Below are 22,562 nucleotides of genomic sequence, written 5' to 3'. Positions count from 1 at the left end.
ATGGACAGTGACGTACTCCGCGGACAAGGTGGCCGACGCGCTGCGTACCTCGCTTCGGGAGGTCGAGCGCCTGCGCCGGCAGAACCAGCAGATGGCCGACGCGGCGCGCGAGCCGATCGCCGTGGTCGGCATGGCCTGCCGGTTCCCCGGCGGGGTGGGCTCGCCGGAGGCCTTGTGGGACCTGGTGGTCTCGGGATCCGGCGCGGTGTCCGGCCCGCCGCCGGCCCGCGGATGGAGCCGGGACTGGCCGGGCGGGTTCCTGGCCGAGGCGGGCGAGTTCGACCCCGCCCTGTTCGGGATCTCGCCGCGGGAGGCGCTGGCGATGGATCCGCAGCAGCGGCTGCTGCTGGAGACGTCGTGGGAGGGGCTGGAACGCGCGGGCATCGACCCGATGTCGTTGCGCGGCACCGACACGGGCGTGTTCGCCGGGACGAACGGCGAGTGGTACAGCGCGGTGCGCGGCGACGACGGCGAGTCGATGTCGGGCACGGCGACGAGCTTCCTGGCCGGCCGGGTGTCGTATTCGTTCGGGTTCGAGGGTCCGGCGGTGGTGATGGATACGGCGTGTTCGTCGTCGTTGGTGGCGGTGCATTTGGCGGCGCAGTCGTTGCGTGGTGGTGAGTCGTCGTTGGCGTTGGCGGGTGGGGTGACGGTGATGGCGTCGCCGTTGGTGTTGGAGGAGTTTGAGCGTCAGGGTGGGTTGTCGTCGGATGGCCGGTGTCGTGCCTTTTCGGAGGGGGCCGATGGGACGGTGTTGGCTGAGGGTGTCGGCGTGCTGGTGCTGGAGAAGCTGTCCGACGCGCGGCGCAACGGGCGGCGGGTTCTCGCGATCGTGCGGGGGTCGGCGGTCAACCAGGATGGTGCGTCGAACGGTTTGACGGCGCCGAATGGCCCGTCGCAGCAGCGGGTGATCGGTGCGGCGTTGGCGTCGGCTGGGTTGGAACCCTCCGATGTGGATGCGGTGGAGGCGCATGGGACGGGCACCAAGTTGGGTGATCCGATTGAGGCGCAGGCGTTGCTGGCCACGTATGGCGCGGATCGTGACGAGCCGCTGTGGCTGGGGTCGATCAAGTCGAACATCGGCCATACCCAGGCGGCGGCTGGTGTGGCTGGTGTGATCAAGATGGTGATGGCGATGCGGTATGGGGTGTTGCCGTCGACGTTGCATGTGGATGAGCCGTCGCCGTTGGTGGATTGGTCGGCGGGTGCTGTCGAGTTGTTGAGGCAGTCGCGTCCGTGGCCGGCGGGTGATCGTCCGCGCCGGGCGGGGGTGTCATCGTTCGGTATCTCGGGCACCAACGCCCATCTGATCTTGGAGCAGGGTGAGGAACCGGAAGCTGCCGAGCCCGCTGGTGCGGGGCCGGTGCCGCTGATCATTTCTGGGCATACGGCGGATGTGGTGCGGGAGCAGGCCGAGCGGTTGGCCGCTGTCCTGGACACGGTCGACATTTCCGACATGGCCAGCGGGTTGGTTCGAGGCCGAGCGGTGCTCGAGCATCGTGCCGTTGTGGTGGCCGCCGATCCGGCGGAAGCGGCGGCCGGTCTGGCTGAGGTGGTGCCGGGCAGCGCGGAGTCCGAGCCGGAGCTGGGGTTTGTGTTCTCGGGTCAGGGTGCGCAGCGGTGGCGGATGGGCCAGCAGCTCCAGCGGTTCGACGTCTTCCGGGACACTTTGACGGAGATTTCTGCATATTTCCCAGGCCTGGAGGATGTTCTTTACGGCGATGATGCCGAGGCGGTGACCGCGACCGGGTGGGCGCAGCCGGGCCTGTTCGCCTTTGAGGTGGCTCTGTTCCGGTTGTTGGAGTCGTGGAATGTTCGCCCGGCCGTTGTGGTGGGTCATTCGATCGGGGAGATCAGTGCTGCGCATGTCGCCGGGGTGTTGTCCCTGGAAGATGCGTGCCGGTTGGTGGCGGCCCGGGCAAGCCTGATGCAAGCGTTGCCGGCCGGTGGGGTGATGGCCGCGGTCGAGGCCACCGAGGCCGAGCTTGCTGAGCTGATCGAGGGCGAGTCGTTGGTGTCGATTGCCGCGGTGAACGCTGTCCGGTCGGTGGTGGTGTCCGGTGACGAGGCCGGGGTGCGCAGGGTCGTTGGGGATCGGCGGGTGCGATGGCTGACGGTTAGTCATGCGTTTCATTCGCCGTTGATGGAGCCGATGTTGGCCGAGTTCGCTTCGGTGTGTGAGCAGCTGACTTTCCACCAGCCCCGGATCCCGCTTCTGGCGGGTGGTGAGGTGACTTCTGCGGCCTACTGGGTCGAGCAAGTGCGGGCGACGGTGCGTTTCGCGGACGCGATCGCGGCCGGGTCCGATGTGAGTCAGTGGGTGGAGGTTGGCCCGGACACGGTTCTGGCGGGGTTGATCGACGGGGTGGGGTTGCTGCGCCGGGATCGGGATGAGGTGCGGACTCTGCTGGCTGGTGTTGGCCGCCTGTGGTCGGGTGGTGTGCCGGTGGATTGGGCGGCGATCGTGCCGGATCGGGGTCCGGTCGACCTGCCCACCTATCCGTTCCAGCACCGCACCTACTGGCCCGCCCCGCGGAGTGCCTCCCGTGCCGGATGGCGGTACGACGTGCGCTGGACTGCCGTCGAGGAGCCGGAGCAGACACACGGCGACGGTGTGTGGTTGCTCGTCGTCCCGCCGGGACACGAGCTCACCGATCCCTGCGCGGCCGCGCTCGCGGCCACCGGCCGTACGCCGCTCGTGCTCGTCGCCGACGCCGGGACGTCGCGCGGCACGCTGGCGGCCCGGGTGCGGGACGCCCTGGCCGGCCGGATCGCCGAGGGGGTGCTCCGGCTCGGATCCGGCGCCGACGACCGCGCCGAGGTGACGGCGCTGACCACGCTCGTGCAGGCGCTGGCCGACGCCGAGGTGGACGGCCGGCTCTGGTCGGTCACCACCGGCGCGGTCGCGATCGAACCCGGCGAGACGGTACGGCCGTGGCAGACGGCGGTGTGGGGGATGGGCCAGGTCGCGGCGCTGGAACACCCGCGGCGCTGGGGCGGGCTGATCGACCTGCCCGCCGGCTCGGAACCGGCCGTGGCCGAGTGCCTCATCCGTCAGGTCACCGCCGCGTCCACCGAGGATCAACTGGCGCTGCGAAGCGACGGTGCGTATGCCCGGCGGCTGGCCCGCGTCACCGCAGAGGTCGAGCACGCGTGGAAGCCGCGTGGCACCGTGCTGGTCACCGGCGGTACCGGAGCCCTCGGTGCCCACGCGGCGCGCTGGCTCGCCCGTAACGGCGCCGGGCATCTGGTGCTCGCGAGCCGCCGGGGACCCGGAGCCGAGGGCGTGGACGCGTTGCGGGCCGAGCTCGAGGAGACCGGCGTACGCGTGACCGTGGCGGCCTGCGACGTCACCGACCGGGAGGCGCTGGCCGCCTTGCTCGATCGGATCGGGTCCTCGCTGACCGCGGTGATCCACACGGCGGGGGTGGGCGAGTACCGGCCGATCCTGGAGGCCGGCCCCGACGAGGTGTTCACCGCCAAGACCGTGGGTGCGGCCCATCTCGACGAGCTTCTCGGCGACCGGGAGCTCGACGCGTTCGTGCTCTACTCGTCGGTCGCCGCGGCCTGGGGATACGCGGGCGGCGCCGGATACGCGGCGGCGAACGGCTACCTCGACGGGCTCGCGCGGCGCCGGCGTGCCCGGGGCCTGACCGGCACCTCGATCGCCTGGGGCAGCTGGGCCGGTGCCGGGATGGCGCTCACCGCACCGGATCGGGTGCTGGAGCGCAACGGCGTCCGGGCCATGGCGCCGGCGGCCGCGGTCCAGGAACTCGGCCGGGCCGCGCGCGGCGACCGGGCGTACGTGATCGTCGCCGACATCGCGTGGGAGCGGTTCGCCCCGACGTACACCGTGGCGCGGCCCAGCCCCTTCCTGGCCGGATTGCCCGAGGTGGCGGAGATGTTGCGGCCGCCGGTCGCCCCCGAGATCACGGCCGGCCCGCCGGCCCTGGCCGGGCTGACCCCGCAGCGGCGGTACGCCGAGCTGCTCACGATGATCCGCGAGGAGGCGGCGCGGATCCTGGGCCACGAGTCGGCCGAGCTCGTCGGCGTCGAGCGGGCGTTCCGCGACCTGGGTTTCGACTCGCTGACCGCCGTGGAGCTCCGTGACCGGCTCAGCCGGCGGACGGGGATGCCACTGTCGGGCACGCTGGTCTTCGACCACCCCACCGCCGCGCGTCTCGCCGACCACCTGACCGGGTTGATCGCCGGTGCCGCACCGGAGACCCCGGCCGCGCCCGGCCGTGCCGTCGCGGACGAGCCGATCGCCATCGTCGGTATGGCCTGCCGGTTCCCGGCCGGCGTCGACTCGCCCGAGGATCTCTGGCGGCTGCTCCTCGACGGGGCGGACGCGGTGGCGCCGTTCCCGGCCGACCGCGGATGGGACCTCGACCTGCTGGCGTCCCGCGCGCGGGAAGGTGCGTTTCTGGCCGACGCGGCCGGCTTCGACGCGGCGTTCTTCGGGATCTCGCCGCGCGAGGCCCTGGCCATGGACCCGCAGCAGCGGCTGCTGCTCGAGGTGGCCTGGGAGGCGGTGGAGCGGGCCGGAATGGACCCGTCGGCGCTGCGCGGCACGCCGGCCGGGGTGTTCGTCGGCATGTCGGAGCAGAACTACGCCGGTCACCTGCGCGGATCGGACACCGAGGCCGACGGTCACCTGCTGACCGGGAACACGGCCAGCGTCGCGTCGGGGCGGCTCGCCTACGTGCTCGGGCTCGAAGGACCCGCGGTCACGGTCGACACCGCGTGCTCGTCGTCGCTGGTGGCGATGCACCTCGCGGCGCAGTCGCTGCGCGGCGGGGAGTCGTCGCTGGCCCTGGCGGGCGGCGTGACGGTGATGGCGACGCCGGAGGCGTTCGTCGAGTTCACCCGGCAGGGCGGGCTCGCGCCGGACGGCCGGTGCAAGTCGTTCGCGGCGGCGGCCGACGGCATGGGCTGGGGTGAGGGTGTGGGCGTGCTGGTGCTGGAGCGGTTGTCGGACGCCCGGCGGAACGGGAGGCGGATTCTCGCGATCGTGCGGGGCTCGGCGGTCAATCAGGATGGTGCGTCGAACGGGTTGACGGCGCCGAATGGTCCGTCTCAGCAGCGGGTGATCGGTGCGGCGTTGGCGTCGGCCGGGTTGCAGACCTCCGATGTGGACGCCGTGGAAGGGCACGGGACGGGCACGCGGTTGGGTGATCCGATCGAGGCGCAGGCGTTGCTGGCAACGTATGGCGCGGACCGTGACGAGCCCCTGTGGTTGGGATCGGTCAAATCGAACATCGGCCACACCCAGGCCGCGGCCGGTGTAGCCGGCGTGATCAAAATGGTCATGGCCATGCGGCACGGCGTATTGCCGTCGACGTTGCATGTGGATGAGCCGTCGCCCGTCGTGGATTGGTCGGCGGGGTCGGTGGAGCTGGTGACCTCGACGCGGGAGTGGCCGCGGTCGGATCGTCCGCGCCGGGCGGGAGTGTCGTCGTTCGGTATCTCGGGCACCAACGCCCATCTGATCCTGGAGCAGGGTGAGGAGCTGGAGGCTGCCGAGCCGGCCGTCGAGGGGCCGTGGCCGCTGATCGTTTCCGGTCGGTCGCCGGAGGCGGTGCGCGAGCAGGCCGTCCGCCTGGCCGATCGCCTGGACGCGGTCGACGTGGCCGACATGGCCGCCGGGCTGATCCGGAGCCGGGCGGCGCTCGATCACCGGGCGGTGGTCGTAGCGGGGGACCGCGACGAGGCGGCGGCCGGTCTGGCTGAGGTAGTGCCGACGGCTGCTGTGGCGGAGCCGGAGCTGGGGTTCGTCTTCTCGGGTCAAGGTGCGCAGCGGTGGCGGATGGGGCAGCAGCTCAAGCGGTTCGACGTCTTCCGGGACACCTTGGCCGAGATTTCTGCCCATTTCCCGGGTTTGGACGCTGTTCTTTACGGCGATGATCCTGAGGCGGTCACGGCGACGGGTTGGGCGCAGCCGGGCCTGTTCGCGTTTGAGGTGGCTCTGTTTCGGCTGTTGGAGTCGTGGAATGTTCGCCCGGCGGTCGTGGTGGGTCATTCGATCGGGGAGATCAGTGCTGCGCATGTCGCCGGGGTGTTGTCTCTTCAGGATGCGTGCCGGTTGGTGGCGGCCCGGGCGAGTCTGATGCAGGCGTTGCCGGCGGGTGGGGTGATGGCCGCGGTGGAGGCCAGCGAGGCCGAGCTTGCTGAGCTGGTGGAGAGCGAGTCGTTGGTGTCGATCGCCGCGGTGAACGCTGTCCGGTCGGTGGTGGTGTCCGGTGACGAGGCGGGTGTGCGCAGGGTTGTTGGGGATCGGCGGGTGCGGTGGCTGAGGGTTAGTCATGCGTTTCATTCGCCGTTGATGGAGCCGATGTTGGCCGAGTTTGCCTCGGTGTGTGAGCAGCTGACCTTTAACCAGCCCCGGATCCCGGTGTTGGCGGGTGGTGACGTGACTTCTGCGGCCTACTGGGTTGAGCAGGTGCGGGCGACCGTGCGTTTCGCCGACGCGATCGCCGCCGGGTCTGATGTGAGCCAGTGGGTGGAGGTCGGTCCGGACACCGTTCTGGCGGGGTTGATCGACGGCGATGCGGTGGGGTTGCTGCGCCGGGGCCGGGATGAGGTGCGGACTCTGCTGGCTGGTGTCGGCCGCCTGTGGTCGAGTGGTGTGCCGGTGGATTGGGCGGCGATCGTGCCGGATCGGGGTCCGGTGGACCTGCCGACCTACGCGTTCCAGCACCGCCACTACTGGCCCCGGGCATCGCGCCGCCTCACCGACGTGACCGGCCACGGCCTGGCCGCCACCGGCCACCCGGCCCTGACCGTCCTGGTACCGACCCCCGACGGCGACGACGTGCGCTTCACCGGACACTTCTCCCCGGCCGCTCAGCCCTGGCTGACCGACCACACCGTCCTGGGCTCCGTCGTCGTCCCAGGCGCGGCGATCGCCGATCTGCTGCTGACCGCCGGGGCCCAGGCCGGCTGCCCCACGCTGGCCGAGCTCACCCTGGACGCGCCGCTGGTCCTCGACGACGGGGACGTCCGCCTCCACGTGGTCGTCCGCGGCCCGGACCCCGCCGGGGACCGCCCGGTCGAGCTCTACGCCCAGCGCGGCGCGGACGCCCCTTGGCAGCGCCACGCCGGTGGCCTGCTCACCTCGGCCACGCCGACGCCCGGGACGACCGCCGGCCCGTGGCCGCCCGCCGGGGCCGAGCCGCTGGACCCGGAGGAGGTGTACGCCCGCCTCACCGCGCTCGGCCTGGGCTACGGGCCGGCCTTCCGCGCCGTGCGCCGGGTCTGGCGGACCGGGGACGACCTGCTGGCCGAGGTCGCGGTCGCCGCCGAGGAGGCCGCCGCGTTCGCGATTCATCCGGCCCTGCTCGACGGTGCCCTGCATCCCGCCGTGCTCGGCGACGACGGGGAATCCGGCGCGCGGGTGCCGTTCGCCTGGCGGGGCGTCTCCGTGTATCGCCGCGGGGCCGCCGAGCTCCGCGTGCGCCTGCGCCGTCCGGACGCCGGCACGCTGTCGCTCACCGCCACGGCGCCGGACGGCGCGCCCGTGCTGTCGGTGGAGCGGCTCGACGTACGGCCGATGGCGGCCCCCGCGGCGACCGGCGACGACCTGTACCGGATCGAGTGGCAGCCCGTCGCCCTGCCGCCGGGCGAGTCCGTGACCGCCGCCGTGGTCGGCCCGAATCCGTGGGGCATACCCGTGCCCACCGTCGACCTCGACAAGTTGGCCGCGGGCGGCGCCCAGCCCGTCCTCTGCTGCGGTGACGGCCGGCCGGAGCCCGAGGCGGTGCGGCGTACGGCGGGGGACCTGATCGGGATCGTGCGGGAGTGGCTGGCCGACGAGCGCTTCGCCGGCACCGGCCTGACCGTGCTGACCAGGCACGCCGTCGCGACCGGTCCCGGCGACGACCCGGCCGACCTGGCCGCCGCCGCGAGCTGGGGGCTGCTGCGTTCGGCGCAGGCCGAGCATCCCGGCCGGATCCGGCTGGTCGACACCGACGCGGAGCTCTCGGCCGATCTGCTGCTCTCCGTCCTCGCGGCCGGCCTGCCCGAGGTGGCGCTGCGCCGGGGACACGCCTACACGCGACGTCTGGTCCGCGCGGCCGGCGACCCGCCGCTGTCCGTGCCGGACGGCCACTGGCACTTGGCCGGCAATGAACCCGGAACGCTCGACGGTCTCGCCCTGCTGCCCGCTGTCGCGCCCGCCGGGCCGCCGGCGGCCGGACGCGTCCGGGTGGCGGTGGGGGCGGCGGGGGTCAACTTCCGTGACGTCCTGGCCGTGCTGGGCATGTATCCCGGCGAGGTGAGCCTGGGCGTGGAGGGTGCCGGCGTCGTCCTCGAGACCGGGCCGGGCGTCATCGGGCTGCGGCCCGGTGATCGCGTCGCCGGGCTGCTCGACGGGGCCTTCGCCCCGGTGGCCGAGGCGGATCACCGGCTGCTGTTCCGGATGCCGGAGGAGTGGACGTTCGCCGCGGGCGCCGCGACGCCCATCACCTTCCTGACCGCCTACTACGCCCTGGTCGATCTGGCCGGTGTGAAGCCGGGGGACCGGGTCCTGATCCACGCCGGCGCCGGTGGCGTGGGCACCGCGGCCGTGCAGCTGGCCCAGCACCTGGGCGCGGAGGTCTTCGCGACCGCGAGCCCCGGCAAGTGGCCCGCGCTGAGGGCCGCCGGCCTGCTCGCTGACCACATCGCCTCCTCCCGCGACCTCGGCTTCGAGGAGCGGTTCCGAGCCGCGACCGGCGGCCGCGGCGTGGACGTGGTGCTCGACTCGCTCGCCGGCGAGTTCGTCGACGCGTCGCTGCGCCTGCTCGGCCCGGGCGGCCGGTTCCTCGAGATGGGCAAGACCGACGTCCGCGACCCGGAGACCGTCGCGCGTGCTCACCCCGGCGTGCGCTACCAGGCCTTCGACACCCGTGAGGCCGGGCCGGATCGCATCGCTCAGATGTACGCCGAGCTGCTGCGCCTGTTCGCCGCTGGCGCGCTGCGGTTGCCTCCGCTGACCGCGTGGGACGTGCGGCGGGCGCCGGCCGCGCTGCGGGCCCTGAGCCGCGCCGAACTCATCGGCAAGGCGGTGCTGACCATGCCGCGCGCGCTGCGGACGGACGGGACCGTGCTGATCACCGGGGGGACGGGAGCCCTCGGCGCGTGCCTGGCCCGGCATCTGGTCACCCGGCACGGCGTGCGGAACCTGGTGCTGACCAGCCGTCGGGGGCCGGACGCGCCGGGCGCCGCCGGCCTGAGCGCCGAGCTGGTGGCGGCGGGCGCCGACGTCACGGTGGTGGCCTGTGACGTCGCGGACGATGAAAGGCTGGCCGAGGTCCTGCGCCGGATCCCCGGCGATCGCCCGCTGCGCGGCGTGGTGCACGCCGCCGGCCTGCTCGACGACGGGCTGTTCATGTCGCTCACCCCGGAGCGGCTTGCGGCGGTGTCCCGGCCCAAAGTGGACGGCGCCTGGAACCTGCACCGCCGGACCGCGCACCTCGACCTCGACCTGTTCGTGCTCTACTCGGCCGCCGCCGCCACGCTCGGCAGCCCGGGACAGGCCAACTACGCCGCCGCCAACGCGTATCTCGACGCCCTGGCCGCGCATCGGCAGGCCCGCGGCCTGCCCGCCCGCTCGCTCGCCTGGGGGCCCTGGGCGGCCGAGGCCGGCGGGATGACCGCGGCCTTGGGCGAGCGCGACAGCGCCCGGCTGAGCCGGTCCGGTCTGGTGCCGCTCACGCCCGAGCAGGGCCTGTTCCTCTATGACGCCGCGAGCACCGCCGACGAGCCGGTGCTCGCCCCGATCCGGATGAACCTGGCGGCGTTGCGCGGGCGCGACGCGGGCGAGGTGCCGGCCGTCCTGAGCGACCTGATCGGCCGCCGGCCCGCGGCGGTGCCCGTCGGAACGCCCTCGGCGGTGCCCTGGGCGCAGAGGCTGGCCGGCCGCGACGGCGCCGAGCAACTCGCCGACCTGCTGGAGCTCGTCCGCGGCGAGACGGCCGGTGTACTCGGCCACGCCTCGGCCGCCGAGGTCGAGCCGGAGCGCGCGTTCAAGGAGATGGGCATGGACTCGCTCACCTCCGTCGAGCTGCGCAACCGGCTCGCGGCGGCCACCGGGGTGCGCCTGCCCGCCGCGCTGGCCTTCGACCACCCGACACCGGCCGCGGTCGCGGAACACCTGCACGGCCTGCTGTGCGCCGGAGCCGACCCGGCCGAACAGGCCTGGGCGGCGCTCGACGCCGTGGAGGCGATCGTGACCCGGCTCGGTGCCGGCGACCCGGTCCACGCCCGGCTCACAAGCCGTCTGCAAGGGCTCTTGGGAAAGCTGGACGGCATCGGCGCGGACACCGGGTCCGCGGTGGCCGTTCAGGACCTGTCGTCGGCCTCGGCCGACGAGGTCCTCGCCTTCATCGACAGCGAACTGGGCGGCTTGAACTGACCGTGCCCGCCGGCGTTCGCGCGCCGCGGCGAGATGGAGCTGAACCCGTGGCTGACGAGGAAAAGCTGGTCGACTACCTCAAGCGGGTCACCGCCGATCTGCACAAGACCCGGCAGCGGCTGCTGGAGATGGAGTCACGGACCCACGAGCCGATCGCGGTGGTGGCCACGGCGTGCCGGTACCCGGGCGGCGTCGGCAGCGCCGAGGACCTGTGGCGGCTGGTCGGTGACGGTGTCGACGCGGTGACGACGTTCCCCGAGGACCGCGGCTGGGACCTCGGCGCGCTGTTCGGCCCGGATCCCGACCGGCCCGGCTCCTCGGTCACCCGGCACGGCGGCTTCCTGCGCGACGCGGGCGCCTTCGACGCGGGCTTCTTCGGCATCTCGCCGCGCGAGGCGCTCGCCATGGACCCGCAGCAACGGCTGCTGCTGGAGACGTCGTGGGAGCTGTTCGAAGGGGCCGGCATCGACCCGCGCGCGGTCCGCGGCAGCCGCGGCGGCGTCTTCGTGGGGGTCGCCGACCAGGACTACGGCGTCTCCCTGGCCCGGCCGCCGGCCTGGCTGGAGGGCAATCTGCTCACCGGCGTGACCACCAGCGTCGCGTCCGGCCGGATCGCCTACACCTTCGGGCTGGAGGGCCCGGTCCTGACCGTCGACACGGCCTGCTCGTCGTCGCTGGTGGCGCTGCACCTCGCGGTGCGCGCTCTGCGCGGTGGCGAATGCGACCTGGCGATCGCCGGCGGCGCCACCGTGATGGCCACACCCCGGCTCTTCCAGGAGTTCTCCCGCCAGCGTGGCCTGGCCCCCGACGGCCGCTGCAAGGCGTTCGCCGCTTCGGCCGACGGCACCGGGTGGGGCGAGGGCGCCGGTGTGCTGCTGCTCGAACGTCTCTCCGACGCGCGCCGCAACGGCCGCCGCGTCCTCGGGCTGATCCGCGGTAGCGCGATCAACTCCGACGGCGCCTCCAACGGGCTGACCGCGCCGAACGGCCCGTCGCAACAGCGGGTGATCCGCCAGGCGCTCGACGACGCCCAGCTCACCCCGGGCGACATCGACGCGGTGGAGGCGCACGGCACGGGCACCGCGCTGGGCGATCCGATCGAGGCCGACGCGCTGCTCGCGGCGTACGGGCGGCAGCGGTCCCGGCCGCTCTGGCTGGGCTCGGTGAAGTCGAACATCGGGCACACCCAGGCCGCGGCCGGGGTGGCCGGCGTGATCAAGATGATCGCGGCCATGCGCGAGGGCGTGCTGCCGCGCACGTTGCACGCGGACGAGCCGACCCCGCACGTCGACTGGTCGGCCGGCGAGCTGCGGCTGCTGACCGAGGCGCGGCCGTGGGCGAAGGACGGCGACGTCCGGCGGTGCGCGGTCTCGTCGTTCGGCATCAGCGGCACGAACGCGCACGTCGTGCTCGAACAGGCCCCGCGGGCCGAGGCGCCGGCCGGGCCGCGGCCGGAACCGCCGGCCGTGCCGGTGGTGCTCTCCGCGCGCACCCCGGAGGCCCTGAGGGCGCAGGCCCGGCAGCTGATCGGCCAGGACGCCGACCCGGCCGACGTCGCCCGCACCCTCGCCACCGCCCGCTCGGCGTTCCGCTACCGGACCGGCTTCGCCGCCACCGGCCGCGACGACCTGACGAGCCGGCTCGCCGCCGTGGCCGACGGGCCGGCGGCCGAGCCGCTGCGCCGCGACCCGGGCGGCACCGCCTTCCTGTTCACCGGCCAGGGCGCGCAGCGGCTCGGCATGGGCAGCCGCCTCTACGCCGTCCACCCCGCCTTCGCCGCCGCCTTCGACGAGGTGTGCGAGGCGCTCGACGCCCACCTCGAGTCGCCGATCCGGTCGATCATCGCCGGCGGCGACATCGAGTCGCTGTCGCGGACCGTGCACACCCAGGCCGGCCTGTTCGCGGTCGAGGTCGCGCTGTTCCGCCTCCTCGCGTCCTGGGGCATCCACCCCGACGTGGTCGTCGGGCACTCCATCGGGGAACTGGCCGCCGTGCACGCCGCCGGCGCGCTCTCGCTGGCCGACGCCGCCCGCCTGGTCACGGCGCGAGGACGGCTCATGCAGCGGCTCCCGGCCGGCGGCGCGATGATCGCGGTGCGGGCCACCGAGGCCGAGGCGGCCGAGGCGCTCGCCGCGGCGGACGGCCGGGTGAGCCTCGCGGCGGTGAACGGGCCGGAGGCGGTCGTGCTCTCCGGCGACGAGGAGACGGTCACGGCGATCGCCGCCGGCTTCGCCGAGCGGGGGCGCCGCACCCGGCGGCTGACCGTCAGTCACGCCTTCCACTCGGCGCACATGGACCCGATGCTCGACGCCTTCCGCGCGGTCGCCGCCGAGGTCAGCATCGCCGAGCCGGTGGTGCCGATCGTGTCCACAGTGACCGGAACGCCGATCGACCGGGCCCGGCTGGCCGACCCCGACCACTGGGTGCGTCAGGTGCGCGGCACCGTCCGCTTCGCCGACGCCGTCGTGGCCGCCGCCGGGCGGGGAGCCGGCACCTTCGCCGAGATCGGGCCGGACGCCGTACTGACCCCGCTCGGCCGCGACAGCGTGCCGGACGCCGAGTTCGTGCCGGTGTTGCGGTCCGACCGGGACGAGGCGGTTGCGGTCGCCGCGGCGCTGGCCCGTTTCTTCGAGCGCGGGGTCCCGGTGGACTGGGCCCGCGTCCACGCCGCCACCGGCGGCCGGATCGTCGACCTGCCCACCTACCCCTTCCAGCGCGAGCACTACTGGCTCACCGACGACAGCCGGTCCGGCGACGAGGGCGGCACCCCGGAGCCGCCCGCCGCCGAGCCGCCGGCCGTGGCCCCGGCCCTGTCGGCCCGTCTCGCCGGGCTCGATCCGGCCGGCCGGCATCGCGTGCTGCTCGACCTGGTGCGGGGCGAGGCCGCCGTCGTGCTCGACCATCGCTCGGCCGCCGCCGTCGACCCCGACCTGGCGTTCCGCGAGCTCGGCTTCACCTCGCTCTCGGCCGTGCAGCTGCGCGACCGCCTGGCCGCGGCCGCCGGCCTGACCCTGCCGGCGTCGCTGGTCTTCGACCACCCGACCCCCGGCGAACTGGCCGCCCACCTGGCCGCCGTGCTGGCCGGCGAGGAGCCGGACGACGACGCGCCGCCCACGGCGGCCCGGCCGGACGAGCCGATCGCCGTCGTCGCGATGGCCTGCCGCTATCCCGGCGGGGTCGAGTCACCCGAGCAGCTGTGGCAGCTCGTCGACACCGGCGGCGACGCGATCGGCGGATTCCCGGCCGACCGGGGCTGGGATCTCGACCGGCTCTACCACCCGGACCCGGAACACCCCGGCACCAGCTACACGCGCGAGGGCGGATTCCTCTACGGTGCCGCCGAGTTCGACGGCGCGCTGTTCGGGCTGTCGCCGCGCGAGAGCCTGGCCATGGACCCCCAGCAGCGGCTGATCCTCCAGATCAGCTGGGAGGCGTTCGAACGGGCCGGCATCGACCCGCTGTCGATGCGGGGCTCGCGCACCGGCGTCTTCGCCGGAGTGGCCGGCCGCGACTACGGCAGCGACCTGACCGAGACGCCGGAAGGGCTGGAGGGGCATCTGCTCACCGGCAACGCGCTCAGCGTCGTCTCCGGGCGGGTCGCCTACACTTTCGGCCTCGCCGGGCCGGCCCTCACCGTCGACACCGCCTGCTCGTCGTCGCTGGTCGCGCTGCACCTGGCCGCGCAGTCCCTGCAGCGCGGCGAGTGCTCGATGGCGCTGGCCGGAGGGGTGACCGTGATGGCCACGCCGGTCGAGTTCGTCGAGTTCTCCCGTCAGCGCGGGCTCGCGGCCGACGGCCGGTGCAAGGCGTTCTCGGCCGGCGCCGACGGCACGGGGTGGGGCGAGGGCGCCGGTGTGTTGTTGCTGGAGCGGCTCTCGGACGCGCGCCGCAACGGGCACCCGGTGCTGGGGGTCATCCGCGGCTCGGCGGTGAACTCGGACGGGGCGAGCAACGGGCTGAGCGCGCCGAACGGCACAGCCCAGCAGCGGGTGATCCGGCAGGCCCTCGCGGCCGGCGGGCTGCGGGCGTCCGATGTGGACGCGGTCGAGGCGCACGGCACCGGCACCACCCTGGGCGACCCGATCGAGGCCGAGGCGCTGCTGGCCACCTATGGCCGCCGGCGGGACACCGAGCGCCCGCTCTGGCTCGGCTCGGTCAAGTCGAACATCGGGCACACCCAGGCCGCGGCCGGTGTGGCCGGCGTCATCAAAATGATCATGGCGATGCGCAACGGCGTGCTGCCACGCACCCTGCACGCCGACGAGCCGAGCCCGCACGTCGACTGGTCGGCGGGCACCGTCCGGCTGCTGCGGGAGGCGCGCGAGTGGCCCGGCACCGGCCGGGCCCGGCGAGCGGCCGTCTCCGCGTTCGGGGTGAGCGGCACCAACGCGCACGTCGTCCTGGAGGAACCGCCCACCGATCCCACGCCCGCGGCACCCGCACAGCCCGGGCTCTTCCCGGGAACGGCGGACGTCCCGTGGGTGCTCTCCGCCCGCGGTGAGGCCGCGCTGCGCCGCCAGGCCGACCGGCTGGCCCCGTGGGCGGACGGCGAGGCCGGCGCCGACGCGGTGGCACGAGCCCTGGTCACCGGGCGGGCCGCCCTCGAGCACCGGGCCGTCGTGCTGGCCGACGGGCCCGGCCGCCGCCGCGCCCTGACCGCGCTGTCCAGCGGCGAGCCCGATCCGGACCTCGTGACGGGCGAGGCCGTGACGGCCGGGCCGGCCGTCTTCGTCTTCCCGGGCCAGGGCGCCCAATGGGCCGGCATGGCCGCCGGGTTGCTCGACCGGTCCCCGGTCTTCCGGGCCGCCGCCGACCGCTGTGAGCAGGCCCTGTCCCCGTACGTCGACTGGTCGCTCGCCGCGGTGCTGCGGCAGGAGCCGGGGGCGCCGTCGCTGGACCGGGTCGACGTCGTGCAACCCGCCTCCTGGGCCGTCATGGTGGCGCTGGCCGAGCTCTGGCGGGCCGCCGGCGTGGCACCGGCCGCGGTGATCGGCCACTCCCAGGGCGAGATCGCCGCGGCCTGCGTCGCCGGTGCGCTCGACCTGGCCGACGGTGCCCGCGTGGTGGCCCTGCGCAGCCGCATCCTGCTCGCCCTCTCCGGTCGCGGAGCGATGGCCTCGGTCTCCTGCCGGCCGGCCGAGGCCGAGCGCCTGCTCGCCGGCCGGCGCGACCGTCTCTCGCTGGCCGCCGAGAACGCGCCCGGCGCCGTCGTCGTGGCCGGTGAGCCCGAGGCGGTCGACGAACTGCTGGCGGTTTGCGCGGCCGACGGCGTGCGGGCCCGGCGGATCGCGGTCGACTACGCCTCCCACTCGGCCCACGTCGAGGAGATTCGGGACGCGCTGGCCGAGGCGCTCGCCCCGGTCACCGCCCGGCCGGCGCGGCTGCCGTTCTTCTCCACGACCGAGGACACCACTGGGGACGCCGGTGAGGTCGCCGACGCCGGCTACTGGTACCGCAACCTGCGCGGAACGGTCCGATTCGCGCCCGCCGTCCGGGCCGCGCTGGACGCCGGTTTCCGCACCTTCATCGAGGTCAGCTCGCACCCCGTGCTCGGCGCGGCCGTCCTCGCGGTCGCCGAGGAGCACGGCGACGGCGACGAGGTCGTCCTCGCCCGGACCTTGCGCCGCGACGGCGACGACGTCCGCGAGTTCGAGACCGCGGCGGCCGAGGCCTACGTCCGTGGCGTGCCGGTCGACTGGACGGCCGTGCTGGGCTCCGCGGATTCCCCACTTCCCCAGCTGCCCACCTACCCGTTCGAGCGGGACCGGTACTGGCTGTCGGCCCCGGCCCGGACGGCCGCGGGGGACACGGACCCGGCCGGCGACTGGTTCTGGTCGGCGGTCGATCGCGCCGACGCCGGGCTCCTCGCCGGACGGCTCGGCTCGGAGAACGAGGACGCCCTGCGCCGGCTGCTCCCGGCGCTCGCGTCGTGGCGCCGCACGCACCGCGACGAGCAGGTCATCGACTCCTGGCGGTACCGGGTCGCCTGGCGCCCGCTGCGCCCGGACCCGGCCCCGGTCACCGGCCGGTGGCTGCTCCTGGCACCCGCCGGGGAGAACGAGACGGCCGAGACGTTCGCGGCCGACCTGGCCCGGCTCGGTGCGCGGGTGGAGCGGATCGACATACCCCGGGACGCCGCCCGCGCGTCCCTGGCCACGCTGGTGGCCGACGCGGCCGCGGCCGGTCCGGTCGACCGCGTGCTGTCCCTGCTCACCCTCGACGACACGCCGGCGCCCGGCCACTCCGACGTTCCGTACGGCTTCGCCGCCACGGTCGCCCTCGTCCAGGCGATCGGCGACGCCGGCATCGACACCCGGCTGTGGTGTCTCACCCGGGCCGCGGTCACCACCGGGACCGGCGATCCGCTGCGCCACCCGGCCCAGGCCCCGGTCTGGGGCTTCGGCCGAGTGATGGTGCTCGAACACCCGGACCGCTGGGGCGGCGTGGCCGACCTGCCGGAGAGCCCGGCCCCCGCGCTCCGGGAGGACCTTCTGCGGCACATCGCCGGCTCCTCGGCCGAGGACCAGATCGTCGCCCGCCCGTCCGGCCTGCTCGCCCGCCGCCTGGTCCGGGCCCCGCTCGACGGCGCGCCGGCGATCCGCCGGTGGCAGCCCGCCGGAACGGTCCTGATCACCGGCGGGACCGGCGCCATCGGCGCCCACGTCGCCCGCTGGGCGGCCGGTCACGGCGCGCCCCGCATCGTGCTGACCAGCCGGCGCGGGGCCGGCGCCGAGGGCGCGGGCGAACTCGCGGCGGAACTGACCGGCCTCGGCGCCGAGGTCACGATCGTCGCCTGCGACGTCGCCGACCGGGCGGCCCTGGAGCGGCTGCTCGCCGACATCCCCGTCGACCAGCCGCTGGACGCGGTCTTCCACGCGACCGGGGTCCTGGACGACGGCCTGATCGACACCCTCACCCCGGAGCAGGTGAACCGGGTGCTGCGGGCCAAGATGACCGCCGCCCGTCACCTGCACGAGCTCACCGCCGGCCGGGACCTGTCCGCCTTCGTGCTGCTGTCGTCGGCCGGCGCCACGGTCGGCGCCCCCGGCCAGGGCAACTACGTGCCCGGCAACGCGTATCTCGACGCGCTGGCCCAGCACCGCCGCTCGCTCGGCCTGCCCGCGACCACTGTCGCTTGGGGCGCGTGGGCGGGCACCGGAATGGCCACCGGCGCGGTCAAGGACCTGCTCGACCGGCACGGTGTGCCGGCGATCGAGCCGCGGCTCGCGCTGACCGCCCTCGAGCAGGTGCTCGACCACGACGAGACGCTCACCCTGGTCGCCGACACCCGCTGGGACCGCTACTACGTCGCCATGACCGCGGTCCGGCCCAATCCCCTCTTCGCCGAGATCCCCGAGGTGATCAGCCTGCCGGCCGACCGGGGCCGGGCCGAGCCCGCGGACGTCGCGCCGGGCGCCGGCGACCTGCGCACCCGGCTGGCCGGCCGGCCCGCCGACGAACGCCGGCGTCACCTGGCCGACCTGGTCCGCGCCACGGCGGCGGCGATCCTGGGTCACACCGGGGCGGACGCGGTGAACGCCCGGCGGCCCTTCACCGAGCTCGGCTTCGACTCCGTCTCCGCTGTCGACCTGCGCAACCGGCTGCGCACCGCGACCGGGTTGCGGTTGCCGGCGACCCTCATCTACGACTACCCGAGCCCGGTCGCGCTCGCCCGCCATCTCGACGGCGAGCTGGGCCTCGACGGAGAAATGGGCCTCGACGGTGAAATGGGCCTCGACGGCGAGGCCCCGGCGATCGCCACGCCGCCCGCGCCGGCCGCGGTGGACGAGCCGATCGCCGTGGTCGGCATGGCATGCCGGTTCCCCGGCGGGGTGGGCTCGCCCGAGGCGCTGTGGGACGTGATCGCGTCCGGGGCGGACGCCGTCTCGGCGGCGCCGCCGGACCGGGGCTGGGACCGCGCCTGGCACGGCGGGTTCCTCACCGCGGCGGCCGAGTTCGACGCGGAGCTGTTCCGGATCTCGCCGCGGGAGGCGCTGGCGATGGATCCGCAGCAGCGGTTGCTGCTGGAGACGTCGTGGGAGGGGCTGGAACGCGCGGGCATCGATCCGACGTCGCTGGCCGCCAGCCGTACCGGTGTCTTCATCGGCGTCTCCGGCAGCGACTACGCGCTGGCGTTGCGCGCCTCTGAGCACGACTCCGGTGGGCACGTGATGACCGGCAACGCGACCAGCGTGATCGCCGGCCGGGTGTCGTATTCGTTCGGGTTCGAGGGTCCGGCGGTGGTGGTGGATACGGCGTGTTCGTCGTCGTTGGTGGCGGTGCATTTGGCGGCGCAGTCGTTGCGTGGTGGTGAGTCGTCGTTGGCGTTGGCGGGTGGGGTGACGGTGATGGCGTCGCCGTTGGTGTTGGAGGAGTTTGAGCGTCAGGGTGGGTTGTCGTCGGATGGCCGGTGTCGTGCCTTTTCGGAGGGGGCCGATGGGACGGTGTTGGCTGAGGGTGTCGGCGTGCTGGTGTTGGAGCGGCTGTCGGACGCCCGGCGCAACGGGCGGCGGGTTTTCGCGATTGTGCGGGGGTCGGCGGTCAATCAGGATGGTGCGTCGAACGGTTTGACGGCGCCGAATGGTCCGTCGCAGCAGCGGGTGATCGGTGCGGCGTTGGCGTCGGCTGGGTTGGAACCCTCCGATGTGGATGCGGTGGAGGCGCATGGGACGGGCACCAAGTTGGGTGATCCGATTGAGGCGCAGGCGTTGCTGGCCACGTATGGCGCGGATCGTGACGAGCCGCTGTGGCTGGGGTCGATCAAGTCGAACATCGGCCATACCCAGGCGGCGGCTGGTGTGGCTGGTGTGATCAAGATGGTGATGGCGATGCGGTATGGGGTGTTGCCGTCGACGTTGCATGTGGATGAGCCGTCGCCGTTGGTGGATTGGTCGGCGGGTGCCGTGCAGCTGTTGACCTCGGCGCGGGAGTGGCCGCGGCCGGGGCGTCCGCGCCGGGCGGCCGTGTCCTCGTTCGGTATCTCGGGCACCAACGCCCACCTGATCCTGGAGCAAGGCGAGGAGCCGGAAGCTGCCAGGCCCGCCGAGAAGGGGCCGTGGCCGCTAATCGTTTCCGGTCGGTCGGCCGAGGCGGTGCGCGCGGGGGCCACTCGGCTGCGGAGCCTGCTCGAGACGGCGGACATCTCCCTCGTGGCCGGCGGGCTGATCCGGAGCCGGGCGGCGCTCGATCACCGGGCGGTGGTCGTGGCGGGGGACCGCGACGAGGCGGCGGCCGGTCTGGCTGAGGTAGTGCCGACGGCTGCTGTGGCGGAGCCGGAGCTGGGGTTCGTGTTCTCGGGTCAGGGTGCGCAGCGGTGGCGGATGGGTGAGCAGCTCCAGCGGTTCGACGTCTTCCGAGACACCTTGGCCGAGATTTCTGCATATTTCCCCGGCTTGGGGGATGTTCTTTACGGCGATGATCCTGAGGCGGTCACGGCGACGGGGTGGGCGCAGCCGGGCCTGTTCGCCTTTGAGGTGGCTCTGTTCCGGTTGTTGGAGTCGTGGAATGTTCGCCCGGCCGTCGTGGTGGGTCATTCGGTCGGGGAGATCAGTGCTGCGCATGTCGCCGGGGTGTTGTCCCTGGAAGATGCGTGCCGGTTGGTGGTGGCCCGAGCAAGCCTGATGCAAGCGCTCCCGGCCGGTGGGGTGATGGCCGCGGTTGAAGCCACCGAGGCTGAGCTCGCCGAGCTGATCGACGGCGAGCCGTTGGTGTCGATCGCCGCGGTGAACGCTGTCCGGTCGGTGGTGGTGTCCGGTGACGAGGCCGGGGTGCGCAGGGTCGTTGGGGATCGGCGGGTGCGGTGGCTGACGGTTAGTCATGCGTTTCATTCGCCGTTGATGGAGCCGATGCTGGCCGAGTTCGCCTCAGTGTGTGAGCAGCTGACCTTCCACCCGCCCCGCATCCCGGTGCTGGCTAGCGGTGACGTGACTTCTGCGGCCTACTGGGTCGATCAGGTAAGGGCGACCGTGCGTTTCGCCGACGCGATCGCCGCCGGATCTGATGTGAGCCACTGGGTGGAAGTCGGCCCGGACACGGTCCTGGCGGGGTTGATCGACGGCGATGCGGTGGGGTTGCTGCGCCGGGGCCGGGATGAGGTGCGGACTCTGCTGGCTGGTGTTGGCCGCCTGTGGTCGAGTGGTGTGCCGGTGGATTGGGCGGCGATCGTGCCGGATCGAGGTCCGGTCGACCTGCCCACCTATCCGTTCCAGCACCGCACCTACTGGCCCGCCCTCCCCGCGCCGGCTCGCGCCGACGGGTCCTCGTGGCGGTACGAGATCGACTGGGCCCCGATCGCGGGTCTTCCCGCGCCGGCGCCCGGTCGATGGCTGGCCCTCGCCGTCCCCGGCGACCCCCTCACGGACGTCTGCGCCGACGCCTTTCCCACCGCTGGCTGTGACCTCTCCGTCCTCGCCGTCGCCGCCGACGAGACCCGGCCGAGTCTCGCCGCGCGGTTGCGCGACGAGGCGCCCGCCGGGGTCCTCCTCCTCGCTTCGCCCGAGGCGGGGCATGCCGCCCTCGCCATGCTCGTCACCGTCGTCCAAGCGCTCGGCGACGCCGGTGTCCCGGCGCCGCTGTGGTGCGTCACCCGGGGCGCGGTGGCCGCACCCGGCGACGACACCCCGGTCGACCCGTGGCAGGCCGCGGTCTGGGGACTCGGCCGCGTCGCCGCGCTGGAGCATCCCGACCGCTGGGGTGGCCTGGTCGACCTTCCGCCCTCCGCCGCCGGCGCGCGCCTGCTGCCCTGCGCGGTCGGCGCACCCGAGGATCAGATCGCGCTGCGCGGTGACGCCGCGTACGGCCGGCGCCTGCGCCGCACCCGGCCGCAACCGCCGGCACGGCCGTGGCGGCCGGCGGGCACCGTGCTGGTCACCGGCGGGACCGGCGCGCTCGGTGGCCGTACCGCTCGATGGCTGGCGGAGGCCGGCGCCGAGCATCTGCTGCTTCTGAGCCGTCGCGGCGACCGGGCCGAGGGCTCGGCCGAGCTGGCGGCCGAGCTGACCGCCGCCGGGGCGCGGGTCACCGTGACGGCGTGCGACGTCACCGACCGCGCCGCCCTGGCCGCCGTCCTCGACGACCTTCCACCCGAGCTGCCCCTGACCGCGGTGGTGCACACCGCCGGCGTGCTCGAGACCGGTCCGCTGGCCGAGCTGACCCCCGGCGAGCTCGACGCGGCGCTGCGGGCCAAGGTCGTGGCGGCGCGCAACCTGCACGAGCTGACCGCTGACCGCGACCTGGACGCGTTCGTGCTCTTCTCCTCGATCGCCGGCGTGTGGGGCAGCGGCAACCAGGGTGGCTACGCCGCGGCCAACGCGTATCTCGACGGTCTGGCCGCCATGCGCCGGCAGGCCGGCCTTCCCGCCACCTCGGTGGCGTGGGGCGCCTGGGACGGCGGCGGGATGTCGCAGGGGCCGGCCGCCGCGTGGCTCAGCCGCCGTGGTGTCGTGCCGATGGACCCCGAGGTCGCGGTGACGGCCATGGCGGAGACGGCCGGTGCCGGCGCGCCCGGCATGATCGTCGCGGACATCGCCTGGGACCGGTTCGTGCCCGGCTTCACGATGAGCCGGCGCCAGCCGCTGATCGAGGAGATCGACGAGGTCGCGGCCGTGCTCGGCGCGGCCGACGCGCCACCGGCCGGCGACGCGGCCACGGATCTGTCCGGGCGGCTGTCGGCCCTGCCACCGGCGGAACGGACCCGGGTGCTGGTCGATCTGGTCGGCCGCACCGCCGCCGGGGTGCTGGGCTACCCGGCCGACGAGCCGGTCCCCGCCGACCGGGCCTTCAAGGACCTCGGGTTCGACTCGTTGACCTCGGTGGACATGCGCCGGGCGCTGAGCGAGGCCACCGGCCTGCGGCTGCCGGCGACGGTGGTCTTCGACCATCCGACCCCGCAGGCGCTGGCCGCCTTCCTGGACGACAAGCTCGGCCGGGACACCGCGCGAGCCGGCACCCCCGTGCTGGCGCAGCTCGACCTGCTGGAGGCCACGCTGGCCGGGCTGGCCGCCGGCGACGCCGTACGGCCCAAGGTCGCCACAAGGTTGCGCGGCCTGCTTCTGCAGTGGGGCGACCAGGGCGCCGCCGCGGGCGACGGCGAACGGCTGGACGAGGCGAGCGACGAGGAACTGTTCGCATTCATCCGCACCGAGCTCGGCCGATCATGAGCCGTCCC

2 protein-coding genes are annotated in these 22,562 nt (G+C 74.1%); both read left to right on the top strand.

The annotated features are described in order from the left end of the window. Positions 1-7: 7 nt before the first annotated feature. Complete coding sequence (locus tag AB0C26_RS06855; RefSeq protein ID WP_360242648.1) at positions 8-10,396, top strand: SDR family NAD(P)-dependent oxidoreductase; 10,389 nt, start codon at positions 8-10, stop codon at positions 10,394-10,396. Positions 10,397-10,443: 47 nt separating this feature from the next. Next, complete coding sequence (locus tag AB0C26_RS06850; RefSeq protein WP_360242645.1) at positions 10,444-22,554, top strand: type I polyketide synthase; 12,111 nt, start codon at positions 10,444-10,446, stop codon at positions 22,552-22,554. The last annotated feature ends 8 nt before the right edge of the window (positions 22,555-22,562 follow it).

Source organism: Actinoplanes sp. NPDC048796, from assembly GCF_040650035.1.
GTDB lineage: Bacteria > Actinomycetota > Actinomycetes > Mycobacteriales > Micromonosporaceae > Actinoplanes.
Note: the sequence above shows the minus strand (reverse complement) of the source record. Positions and strands in the feature narration are given on the sequence as shown.